We start from the raw sequence: 11,742 nt of genomic DNA on the forward strand, positions 1-11,742 counted from the left end.
CTTCGGGTGGGGGGTGGGGGTGGTGCCGGGTGCCGGCGGGGGCATGCGGTGTGCGGGCCGCTGGGGTTCCGACAGCCGGCGGATCGCGGCCATGGGGACGTGCAGCCAGTCGGGGCGGTGCCGGGACTCGTACCGGGCCTCGTACACCGCCTTGTCGGTCTCGTACGCGCGCAGCAGTACCGGGTCCTCGCGCGGGTCGCGGCCGGTGGTGCGGGCGTAGCCCTCGCAGAACGCGGCCCGGCAGGCGTCGGCCCAGGCGGGGGCGAAGGGCCGGTGCGAGCGGGCGGCGTAGTCGAAGGAGCGCAGTATCCCGGCGATGTCCCGGACCGCCGGCTCGGGGCGGCGGCGGTCGGCGAGCGGCCGGGCCGGCTCCCCCTCGAAGTCGATCAGCGCCCAGCTGCCGTCGGCGGTGCGCAGGGTCTGGCCCAGGTGGAGGTCCCCGTGGATGCGCTGGGCGGGGACCCCGGCGCCCCGGGAGGCGGCCAGCGCGTCGAAGGCGCCGCGCAGCCCGGCCTCGTACGGCTGGAGCGCGGGCACCTCGCGGCAGGTGGCGGCGAGCCGGGCGGTCATCCCGGCGGCGAGCCGGGCGGTCTGCTCGGGGCCCAGGGCCAGGGTGGGCAGGGCGGTCGCGAGGGCGCTGTGCACCTCGGCGGTGGCCCGGCCCAGCGCGTACGCCTCGGCGGTGAAGTCGGCCCCGGCCCCGAGTCTGCTCAGGGCCAGCTGCCAGCCGTCGTCGGAGCCGCGCAGGTAGGGCTGGAGCACGCCCAGGGTCAACGGTTCTCCACCGGGCAGCTCGGCCTCGTACCAGGCGACCGGAGCGGGCACGCGGGCGCAGCCGGCGGCGGCCAGGGCGCGGGGCAGCTCCAGGTCCGGGTTGACCCCGGGGCCGACCCGGCGGAACACCTTGAGGATGTACGAATCCCCGTAGATCAGGGAGGAGTTGGTCTGCTCCCCGGACAGCGGCCGGGGCAGCAGCCCGGCCTGGACCGGGGTGTCCGGGTCCCGGTCGAAGCGGAGCGGGCCCAGGGTGCCGGGGGAGCGCAGCCGCTCCAGCAGCAGCGAGGCGAGCCGGGGGTCGCCCAGCGCCTCGTACACGGCCCGGCCCGCGTAGGGGCCGCTCTCGGCGTGCCCGATCAGGGCGGGCGCGAGGGCGGGCGGGAGCGGGGACGGGCGGATGCCCAGCAGGAGCTGGTAGCAGTCCCCGTCCACGTCGAGCAGCAGGTGCAGCAGGCCGGGGGCGGAGCCCGGCGGCAGGAGTTCGGCCGCCGAGACGGCCTCGATGCGGCCGATCCGGCGCCCCTTGCCGGCGAACCAGCGCTGTGCGGGCAGCCAGTCCGTCAGCATCGCCTCCAGCGCGGCGGTCCCGCCGGCCCGGGCGGGCGTTAGCCGGCTCCGGGCGGATGCAGCCTCCGACATGGCGTCGCGTCCTTTCCCCGGGCCGTCACAGAATGCGCAGAGTGTCCCGGATGTGCGGCAGTTGCTTCTCCGGTATGTGCGTGTGTCGGGTCAGGATGATCCGTACAGGGGCGGGCCGTTGACCCAAAGGAGTGCCCGCCCCGTAGCGGGTCCGTCAGTCGGCGCGCTGGTCGCTGCGGAGCCGGAACCAGTAGAAGCCGTGGCCCGCCAGGGTCAGCAGGTACGGCCACTCGCCGATCGGCGGGAAGCGCACGTCTCCCGTGAGCTCCAGCGGGACCCGCCCGTTGAACGACCTCAGGTCCAGTTCGGTGGGCTGCGCGAAGCGGGAGAAGTTGTGCACGCACAGCACCAGGTCGTCCCCGAACTCGCGCAGGAACGCGAGCACCGCCGGGTTGGACGAGGGCAGTTCGGTGTACGAGCCGAGGCCGAAGGCCGGGTTGGCCTTGCGGATCTCGATCAGCCTGCGGGTCCAGTGCAGCAGTGACGAGGGCGACGCCATGGCCGCCTCGACATTGGTGACCTGGTACCCGTGGACCGGGTCCATGATGACCGGCAGGTTCAGCCTGCCCGGATCGCAGGAGGAGAAACCGGCGTTGCGGTCCGGGGTCCACTGCATGGGGGTCCGTACGCCGTCGCGGTCGCCGAGCCAGATGTTGTCGCCCATGCCGATCTCGTCGCCGTAGTAGAGCACCGGCGAGCCGGGCAGCGACAGGAGCAGGGCGGTGAACAGCTCCATCTGGTTGCGGTCGTTGTCCAGGAGCGGGGCGAGCCGGCGCCGGATGCCGATGTTGGCCCGCATCCGCGGGTCCTTGGCGTACTCGGCGTACATGTAGTCGCGTTCTTCGTCCGTGACCATTTCGAGGGTGAGCTCGTCGTGGTTGCGCAGGAAGATGCCCCACTGGCAGCCGTCCGGGATCGCCGGGGTCTTGGCCAGGATTTCGGAGACGGGGTAGCGCGACTCTCTTCGCACGGCCATGAAGATGCGCGGCATGACGGGGAAGTGGAACGCCATGTGGCACTCGTCGCCGCCCTTGGCGAAGTCGCCGAAGTAGTCGACGACGTCCTCGGGCCACTGGTTGGCCTCGGCGAGCAGCACGGTGTCCGGGTAGTGCGCGTCGATCTCGGCGCGGACCCGCTTGAGGAGCGCGTGGGTGCGGGGCAGGTTCTCGCAGTTGGTGCCCTCCTCGGCGTAGAGGTAGGGCACGGCGTCGAGACGGAACCCGTCGATGCCGAGGTCGAGCCAGAACCGCAGCGCCGAGATGATCTCCTCCTGTACGGCCGGGTTCTCGAAGTTGAGGTCCGGCTGGTGCGAGAAGAAGCGGTGCCAGTAGTACTGCTTGCGTACGGGGTCGTACGTCCAGTTGGAGGTCTCGGTGTCGATGAAGATGATGCGGGCGTCCTGGTACTGCTTGTCGTTGTCGGCCCACATGTAGTAGTCCCCGTAGGGCCCGTCGGGGTCCTTGCGCGACTGCTGGAACCACTCGTGCTGGTCGCTGGTGTGGTTCATCACGAAGTCGATGATCACCCGCATGCCGCGGCTGTGCGCGGCGTCCACGAACTCCACGAAGTCGGCGAGGTCGCCGAACTCGGGGAGCACGGAGGTGTAGTCGGAGACGTCGTAGCCGCCGTCGCGCAGCGGCGAGGCGAAGAACGGCGGCAGCCACAGGCAGTCGACGCCGAGCCACTGGAGGTAGTCCAGCTTGGCGGTGAGCCCCTTGAGGTCACCGACGCCGTCGCCGTTGCTGTCGTGGAAGGAGCGGACCAGGACCTCGTAGAAGACCGCCCGCTTGAACCAGTCGGGATCGCGGTCCTTGGCGGGGGTGTCCTCGAAGGTGTCGTGGACGGGATCGTTGATCATCATGTGGTGGGTGACCCTCCGGTGGGCGGGGACGGTCGCAGGGCGGCCAGGACGTGCGCGGGAGTACGGCCCGGTTCCAGGCGCACGTAGTTCGCCCTGCCCCAGTGGTAGGTCTCGCCGGTGAGCTCGTCGCGCACCGCGAGGGACCCGTGCCAGTCGAGGCCGAGTACCGGCATGTCCAACGAGACCGTCGCCTCCTGGGTGTGGTGCGGATCGAGGTTGACGACCACCAGTACGGAATTGCCACCGGAGTGCTTCGAATAGGCGATCACCTGTTCGTTGTCGGTCGGGTGGAAGTGGATGTCGCGCAGCTGCTGGAGGGCGGGGTTGCGCCGGCGCAGCCGGTTCAGGGCGGTGATCAGCGGGGCGATCGTGCGGCCCTCGCGGTCGGCGGCGGCCCAGTCGCGCGGACGCAGCTCGTACTTCTCGGAGTTCAGGTACTCCTCGCTGCCCTCCCGGACCGGGGTGTTCTCGCAGAGCTCGTAGCCCGCGTAGACGCCCCAGGTGGGGGAGAGGGTGGCGGCGAGGACCGCCCGGACCTCGAAGGCGGGCCGGCCGCCGTTCTGGAGGTACTCGTGGAGGATGTCGGGCGTGTTCACGAAGAAGTTCGGCCGCATCACGGACGCCGAGCGGTCGCCCGACAGCTCGGTCAGGTACTCGGTCAGCTCGGCCTTGGTGTTGCGCCAGGTGAAGTACGTGTACGACTGCTGGAAGCCGACGGAGGCGAGCGCGCGCATCATCGCGGGGCGGGTGAAGGCTTCCGCCAGGAAGATCACGTCGGGGTCGGACTTGTTGATCTCCGCGATCACCTTCTGCCAGAACACGACCGGCTTGGTGTGCGGGTTGTCGACCCGGAAGATCCGGACCCCGTGCTCCATCCAGTGCCGCAGGATCCGGACCGTCTCCTCGACGATGCCGGCCATGTCCGAGTCGAAGTGGACCGGGTAGATGTCCTGGTACTTCTTCGGCGGGTTCTCGGCGTACGCGATCGTCCCGTCGGCGCGGTGGCGGAACCACTCCGGGTGCTTCTCCACCCACGGGTGGTCGGGGGAGCACTGGAGGGCGAAGTCGAGGGCGATCTCCATCCGGAGGTCGCGGGCGCGCGCCACGAAGGCGTCGAAGTCCTCCAGGGTGCCGAGCTCGGGGTGGACCGCGTCGTGCCCGCCCTCCGGAGAACCGATGGCCCACGGTACGCCGGGGTCCCAACTGCCCGCTGACAAGGTGTTGTTGGGGCCCTTGCGGTAGGTGGAGCCGATGGGGTGGATCGGCGGCAGGTAGACGACGTCGAAGCCCATCGCGGCGATGGCCGGCAGCCGTTCGGCGGCGGTGCGGAAGGTGCCGCTGACCGGGGCCTTGCCCGGCTCCACCACCGCTCCCTCCGAGCGGGGGAACATCTCGTACCAGGAACCGAAGAGGGCCCGCTTGCGTTCGACGATCAGCGGCAGCGGCTTGGCGGCCGTGACCAGCTCCCGGTACGGGCGGCGGGCCAGCGCCGCGTCGACCGCGGGAGCGAGCGCGGCCGCGTACCGCTGCGCGGCCGGCCGGTCCTCGTCGCGCATCGCGTCGGCCGCTGCCAGTACGGCCTCGCGGCCGTCCCGCTTGGGGACCTTCGCGGCGGCCCGCTCGTAGAGCTCCGCCCCTTCGAGGAGCATCAGCCCGGTGTCGATGCCGGCCGGGATCTTGATGGCGGCGTGGGCCCGCCAGGTCGCGACCGGGTCGCTCCACGCCTCGACGGTGTACGTCCACCTCCCCTCGACCTCGGCGGAGACCCGGGCCCCCCACCGGTCGGTGCCGGGGGCGAGTTCCCGCAACGGCACCGGCGGGCGCAGCCGCCCGCTCGGGTCGCGGAGTACGACATGGGCGGCGACGGCGTCATGGCCCTCTCGGAAAACGGTGGCGGAGATCTCGAAGACCTCGTCCACGACCGCCTTGGCGGGTCTGGCGCCGCAGTCGACGGCGGGGCGGACGTCCAGCACGGGAATGCGACCGATCATGATGGGATCACCTGGAGGCAGTTCGCAGGGCTCGGTGACGGGCCAGCCGGGATCGCGGCTGGTAGTGCACGCTCTGTTCGCTCTGTTTCTAGCCGCTCGGAAGACGGCTGGGCTGCGGGCATGGCCGCTCCTGTCCGCGTTCACTCGGGTGGCGGGGAAAGGTTGTGGGCGGGTGCGCCGTGCGTGTACCGCGTGTACCCGCACAGCCCTTCCCACTCTCACCCCGCCCAATCCGCACCGTCGGTTAACTACTCGTACGTAGTGGGACGCGGACGGCGGGGGAACGGCTCGGCCCGGCCCCGCATCCGCCGAGGCTCCGTCAAGTCGGTGAGGATGGGCCGATGGACAGCGAAAACACCCTCGTCACACAGGCCCCCACGGCCCCTCACGCCCCATGGGGCGGGACCGTTCAGCCGGTGCTCGACCTCCCCTGCGGGATGGTGCTGCGGCCCTGGCGCGAGGCCGACGCCCCCGTGCTCGTCGCCGCGTACGAGGACCCCGACATCCGGCACTGGAACCGGCCCGAGCCCGAGACCCGGGAGTCGGCGGCGGCCCGCATAGCCCGCTGGAACCGGCGGTGGGAAGAGCGGGCGGCGGCGGTCTGGGCCGTGTCGGCGGAGCCGGCCGCCCCGGCCGTCGGCCTGATCGGGCTCGCCGACTTCGACCCGGAGGGCGCCGGCGCGGAGTTCCTGTACTGGCTGCTGCCGGCCGGGCGCGGACGCGGCGTGATGCCGCAGGGGGTGGCCGCGGTGGCCGGCTGGGGCTTCCGCGAGGCGGGGCTGCACCGGCAGCGGATCTGCCACTCGGTGGCCAACCCGGCCTCCTGCGCCGTCGCCCTCAAGGCCGGCTTCCCGCTGGAGGGCACCATGCGCGGCGCCCTGCGGCACGCGGACGGCTGGCACGACGAGCACCTGCACGCCCGCCTCGCGACGGATGCCTGACGGACGGGGCCGGGGCGGGACCGGGCGGTGCCGGGGGTGCGGGACCGGGCGGTGCGGGACCGGGCGGTGCGGGACCGGGCGGTGCGGGACCGGGCCGTACCGGGGGTGCGGGGCAGCTCGCCGGGCCGGGCCGTGCGGGACGGGACCGTGCGGTGCCGCGGGGGAGGCGCCATGGCCGCGGCGCGGTTGCGCGACTAGCCTTCCGGGGGCGACGCGCGGGTGCACAGCGTGGTGCGGCCGCTCCGATCCGTCATCCCCTGCGAAGGTGGAACGTGTGAAGGCTATCCGTCGATTCACCGTGCGCCCCGTCCTCCCCGAACCCCTCATGCCGCTCGCCGACCTCGCGCGCAACCTGCGCTGGTCGTGGCATACGGAAACCCGCGAACTCTTCCAATCCGTCGACCCCGAGGGCTGGCAGGCCGCCGGCGGCGACCCCGTCCGGCTGCTCGGCGCCGTGCCCGCCTCCCGGCTGGAGGAACTCGCCGCCGACCGGCGGTTCCTGCGCCGGCTCGCCGTGGCCGCCGCCGACCTCGACGACTACCTCCATGGCGGCAGGTGGTACCAGACCGGCGAGAACGCCGCGGAGCTCCCCGCCGCCATCGCCTACTTCTCCCCCGAGTTCGGCATCACCGCAGCCCTGCCCCAGTACTCCGGCGGCCTCGGGATCCTCGCCGGGGACCACCTCAAGGCCGCCAGCGACCTCGGCGTCCCCGTCATCGGCGTCGGTCTGCTCTACCGGCACGGCTACTTCCGCCAGTCCCTCTCCCGCGACGGCTGGCAGCAGGAGCACTACCCGGTGCTCGACCCCCACGAGCTGCCCCTGTCCCTGCTGCGGCACGAGGACGGCGTCCCCGCCCGGGTCACGCTCACCCTGCCCGGCGGGCGGTCGTTGCACGCGCACATCTGGCAGGCCCGCGTCGGCCGGGTGCCGCTGCTCCTGCTCGACTCCGACGTCGAGGACAACGACGCCGGCGCCCGCGAGGTGACCGACCGGCTCTACGGCGGCGGCAGCGACCACCGCCTCCTCCAGGAGATGCTGCTCGGCATCGGCGGCGTCCGCGCCGTACGGACGTACTGCCGGATCACCGGCCACGCCGGCCCCGAGGTGTTTCACACCAACGAGGGACACGCCGGCTTCCTCGGACTGGAACGCATGAGGGAACTCGACGTCGAGCAGGGCCTCGGCTTCGACGCCGCCCTCGAAGCCGTCCGCGCCGGCACCGTGTTCACCACCCACACCCCCGTGCCCGCCGGCATCGACCGCTTCGAGCGCTCGCTCGTCGCCCGGCACTTCGGCGACGACGGCGAACTGCCCGGCGTACCCGTCGAGCGGATCCTGGAACTGGGCGCCGAGTCCTACCCGGGCGGCGACCCCGGGGTGTTCAACATGGCCGTGATGGGCCTGCGCCTCGCCCAGCGCGCCAACGGGGTCTCCACCCTCCACGGCGCGGTCAGCCGGGGCATGTTCGCCGGGCTCTGGCCGGGCTTCGACGCCGCCGACGTGCCCATCACCTCCGTGACCAACGGCGTCCACGCCCCGACCTGGGTCGCCCCCGAGGTCATGCGGCTCGGCGCCCGCCAGATCGGGGCCGGGCGTACCGAGGACGCCCTCGCCGTGGGCGCCTCCGCCCGCTGGGACGCCGTCGCGCAGATCGCCGACCAGGACGTGTGGGACGTACGCCGGACCCTGCGCGAGCAGCTCGTCCAGGAGGTGCGCGACCGGCTCCGCGCCTCCTGGAAGCAGCGCGGGGCCGCCGACGCCGAACTCGGCTGGGTCGACGGCGTCCTCGACCCGGACGTGCTGACCATCGGCTTCGCCCGCCGCGTGCCCTCGTACAAGCGGCTCACGCTGATGCTGCGCGACCCGGAGCGGCTGCGCCGGCTGCTGCTGGACCCGGACCGCCCGGTGCAGATCGTCGTCGCCGGCAAGGCGCACCCGGCCGACGACGGCGGCAAGCGGCTCGTGCAGGAGCTGGTCCGCTTCTCCGACGACCCGCGCGTGCGCCACCGCATCGTCTTCCTGCCCGACTACGGCATGGCCATGGCGCAGAAGCTCTACCCGGGCTGCGACGTCTGGCTGAACAACCCGCTGCGCCCGCTGGAGGCCTGCGGCACCAGCGGGATGAAGGCCGCCCTCAACGGCTGCCTCAACCTGTCGGTGCTGGACGGCTGGTGGGACGAGTGGTTCGAGCCCGACTTCGGCTGGGCCATCCCCACCGCCGACGGGCTCGGCACGGACGAGGACCGCCGCGACGACCTGGAGGCCGGAGCCCTCTACGAGCTGATCGAGGAGCGGGTCGCACCCCGCTTCTACGACCGGGACGGGCGGGCCGGGCTGCCCGTGCGGTGGATCGAGATGGTCCGGCGCACCCTGGTGTCCCTGGGCCCGAAGGTGCTCGCGGGGCGGATGGTGCGGGAGTACGTGGAACGCCTCTACGCCCCGGCGGCGCTCTCCCACCGGGCCCTGACCGCCGGTGCCGCGCAGGAACTGGCCTGGTGGAAGGGGAGGATCCGGGCCTCCTGGCCGCGGGTCGCCGTCGAGCACGTGGAGGCCGTCGCGTCCGCGCCCGTCGGAGGGACCGCCGAACTGGGCGCCACCCTCACGCTGCGGGTGCGGGTCGCGCTGGACGCGCTCGCGCCGGAGGACGTGGAGGTGCAGGCCGTCGCCGGGCGGGTCGACGCCCAGGACGTGATCCGGGACGGGCGGGCCTGCCCGCTCAAGCCCGCCGCCGGGCCCGACATGGACGGCCGCTGGGTGTACGAGGGCCCGCTCGCGCTCGACCGGACCGGGCCCTTCGGCTACACCGTACGGATCCTGCCGACGCACCCGCTGCTGGCGACCCCGGCCGAACTCGGGCTGGTCGCGGCCCCGGTGGACACCGACGCGCTGGGCGGCGTCCTGCTGCGCTGACCGGCGGCGGCGGCCAGGGGCGGGCGGGCTCAGGGGGCGGGCGCGGGCTCAGGGGGCGGGCGGCGGATCGACCAGCCGCCCGCCCTCGACCAGCATCCCGGCCCGCTTCACGCTGCGCAGGGCCGGGATCACCTCCACCCGGCCCACCCCGTCCACCGCGCCGATCTTCTCGGTCAGGTAGGTGTAGAGGGCGTCGGTGTCCCGGCACACCACCACCGCCATCAGGGAGGCCGCCCCGGTCACGGCCGCCGCGAAGGGCACCTCGCGGTGGCCGGCGAGGGCGTTCCCCACCTCCGCCAGCCGGGCCGGCGGGACGGTCAGCACCAGCGTCGCCTCCGCCTCGTAGCCGAACAGCTCGGGCACGAACTCCACGTCGAAGAAGAGCGCCCCGAGGTCCCGCAGCCGCTCCAGCCGGCGCCGGGCGGTGGACTCCGACAGTCCGGTGGCGCGCGCCAGCTCCGGATACCCCGCGCGGCCGTCCCGGCCCAGCACCGCCAGCAGTGCCGACTCCGCCGCGTCGAGGAGGTACCGCTGCGGCCCCGGCTCGGCCGGAGGGCGCTGCAGGGCCGCGATCTGGTCGGGGCGCAGCTCGTCGACGCCCGCCCAGGCGTCGGGCCCGCCGAAGAACTTGCGCAGGATGGTGTGGGCGCTGATGCCGGTGACCCGGCGGGTGCGCGGCAGCTTGTCCAGCAGCAGGGCGTCGCGGTCCCTGCGGGTGCGGGACCGGGTCATGCAGTGGATCTCCGTCCCGCCGGAGTTCAGCGTCACCCAGGCGATGTCGGGCCGGCGGGCGAGCGCCTCGGCGACCGGCAGTGCCGCGTCCGGGGCGCACTGGATCCGCAGCCAGGACTCGAACAGCCCGACGCGGCTGCCCACCGGCAGCCCGACGACCCGGACCAGCCCGGCGCTCCGCAGCCGCCGGTAGCGGCGCACGACGGTCTGGTCGGAGACGTCCAGTACCTCGGCGATCCGGCTGAAGGGTGCCCGGCCGTCGATCACCAGGGCCTGGATCAGGGAACGGTCGAGACCGTCCAGCTCCTCGTCATTCATGGTTCCCATCATGACGGCACTGCCGGTGAGGGAAATCCGCCAGGAAGAGGGCTGTGGGTGGGGTTCCGGGGCGGTCGCTGCGAGCGTGGGGCACGCGGGGGCGCTCCCCGCCCCACATCCCCGATACGAGGAGACCCCCATGCGTAAGTGGCTGCCGCTGACGGCGGTGTCCCTCGGGGCGTTCATGCTCCTGGTCGACGTCACCATCGTGACCGTCGCCCTCCCCGACATGGCCGAAGACATGGCGTCCGGCACGTCGACGGGCGACTTCGCCGGCCTCCAGTGGGTGATGGACGTCTACGCCCTCGCCCTGGCCGCCCTGCTGCTCGGCGCGGGCTCGCTCGCCGACCGGATCGGCCGCCGCCGCGTCTACCTCGGCGGGCTGCTGCTCTTCGCCGCCTCCTCCCTCGCCTGCGGGGTCGCGGACGGCCCGGCCGCGCTGATCGCCTTCCGTGCCGTGCAGGGGATCGGCGGCGCGGCCATGTTCGCCACCACCATGGCCCTGCTCAGCGCGGCCTACCAGGGCCGCGACCGGGGCGTCGCCTTCGGCGTGTGGGGCGCGGTCAACGGCGCCGCCGCCGCGGCCGGCCCGATCATCGGCGGGCTGCTGACCGAGCACTTCGGCTGGCGCTGGATCTTCTTCATCAACCTGCCCGTCTGCGCCCTGGCCGTCTGGGTGACGCTGAAGGCGGTGGCCGAGTCCCGCGACCCGCGGGCCCGCGGGCTCGACCTGCCCGGCATGGCCGCCTTCACCGTCGGGGCCGCAGCCCTGACGTACGCCCTGATCCGGGTCGGGGAGAACGGCTGGACCTCGGCCGCCACCCTCGGGCTGTTCGGCCTGGCGGCGGCCGCCTTCGCCGCCTTCGTCCTCGTCGAACTGCGCGGCTCCCGCCCGATGCTGGACCTGTCGCTCTTCCGCAGCCCGGTCTTCGTGGCGGTGATGGCCGCCGGGCTGCTGCTGTCCGGCGCGGCGTTCTCGTACCTGATGTACGTCTCCCTCTGGCTCCAGTCCGCCGAGGGGATGAGCCCGGTGGGAGGCGGCCTGGTGCTGCTCCCGATGAGCCTCGCCGGCTTCGTCGTCGCGGCGGCGGCCGGGCGGCTGCTGCACGGGGCGTCGCCCCGGCTGACCATCGGCGGCGGGCTGCTGCTGATCGGGGCGGGTGCGCTGCTCCAGGCCTGGATGCTGGACGCGGGTGACGGCTGGACGGCGCTGGTGCCCGGACTGCTGGTGACCGGCGTCGGCGTGGGCATGGCGACGCCTGCACTGGCGGCCACCGCGATGGGGGCGGTGGCCCCGGCCCGGGCGGGCATGGCCGGCGGGGCGCTGAACACCGCGCGGCAGCTGGGCACCGCGCTGGGGATCGCGGTGCTGGGCGCGGTGTTCCACGCCGGGCTGGCGGACGGGCTCGGCGGGCGGCCCCGGGAGCTCGCCGACGCCCTGGCCTCGGGTGGGGCGGGGGCGGCTGCTGGCGGCGCCGGGGGCGCGGGAGTGGGTCGACGCGGCCTTTCGCGAGCGGGCTGCGGGACACCTTCCCTGGTCTCGGGGCGATGGGTCTGGCGGGCGCGCTGGCG

Annotated in this window: 7 protein-coding genes; 3 read left to right on the forward strand and 4 right to left on the reverse strand. The window is 73.5% G+C overall.

The window, feature by feature from the left end; genetic code table 11:
- The 3 genes from SSNG_RS24770 to SSNG_RS24780 form a co-directional block, all read right to left on the reverse strand.
- On the reverse strand, positions 1–1,416 hold a 1,416-nt coding region (locus SSNG_RS24770; RefSeq protein WP_128637135.1), incomplete at its 3' end, for a phosphotransferase.
- A 154-nt stretch (positions 1,417–1,570) separates the two neighbouring features.
- Positions 1,571–3,277, reverse strand: coding sequence for a maltose alpha-D-glucosyltransferase (gene treS / locus SSNG_RS24775; protein WP_007266652.1), 1,707 nt, complete (start codon positions 3,275–3,277; stop codon positions 1,571–1,573).
- Positions 3,274–5,268, reverse strand: coding sequence for an alpha-1,4-glucan--maltose-1-phosphate maltosyltransferase (locus SSNG_RS24780; protein WP_007266653.1), 1,995 nt, complete (start codon positions 5,266–5,268; stop codon positions 3,274–3,276). The genes treS and SSNG_RS24780 overlap by 4 nt, the downstream gene beginning before the upstream one ends.
- A 341-nt stretch (positions 5,269–5,609) precedes the next feature.
- Here SSNG_RS24780 and SSNG_RS24785 point away from each other — a divergent pair, with 341 nt between their 5' ends.
- Together SSNG_RS24785 and glgP are read left to right on the forward strand one after the other, a co-directional pair.
- On the forward strand, positions 5,610–6,209 hold the full coding sequence (locus SSNG_RS24785; protein WP_007266654.1) for a GNAT family N-acetyltransferase: 600 nt from the start codon (positions 5,610–5,612) through the stop codon (positions 6,207–6,209).
- Positions 6,210–6,483: 274 nt separating this feature from the next.
- On the forward strand, positions 6,484–9,120 hold the full coding sequence (gene glgP / locus SSNG_RS24790) for an alpha-glucan family phosphorylase (RefSeq protein ID WP_007266655.1): 2,637 nt from the start codon (positions 6,484–6,486) through the stop codon (positions 9,118–9,120).
- A gap of 48 nt (positions 9,121–9,168) precedes the next feature.
- Here the strand turns inward: glgP and SSNG_RS24795 are convergent, their stop codons facing one another.
- Positions 9,169–10,170: an Lrp/AsnC family transcriptional regulator gene (locus tag SSNG_RS24795; protein WP_042801813.1), complete on the reverse strand. Its 1,002-nt coding sequence runs from the start codon at positions 10,168–10,170 to the stop codon at positions 9,169–9,171.
- Positions 10,171–10,309: 139 nt separating this feature from the next.
- Here SSNG_RS24795 and SSNG_RS24800 point away from each other — a divergent pair.
- On the forward strand, positions 10,310–11,742 hold a 1,433-nt coding region (locus tag SSNG_RS24800; RefSeq protein WP_241695114.1), incomplete at its 3' end, for an MFS transporter.

The organism is Streptomyces sp. C (assembly GCF_000158895.1).
GTDB lineage: Bacteria > Actinomycetota > Actinomycetes > Streptomycetales > Streptomycetaceae > Streptomyces > Streptomyces racemochromogenes.

Excerpts from the sequence above, each read along its gene's own strand:
- treS (WP_007266652.1), bottom strand. The coding sequence starts at position 3,277 with ATGATGATCAACGATCCCGTCCACGACACCTTCGAGGACACCCCCGCC.
- SSNG_RS24780 (WP_007266653.1), bottom strand. The coding sequence starts at position 5,268 with ATGATCGGTCGCATTCCCGTGCTGGACGTCCGCCCCGCCGTCGACTGC.
- SSNG_RS24785 (WP_007266654.1), top strand. The coding sequence starts at position 5,610 with ATGGACAGCGAAAACACCCTCGTCACACAGGCCCCCACGGCCCCTCAC.
- SSNG_RS24795 (WP_042801813.1), bottom strand. The coding sequence starts at position 10,170 with ATGAATGACGAGGAGCTGGACGGTCTCGACCGTTCCCTGATCCAGGCC.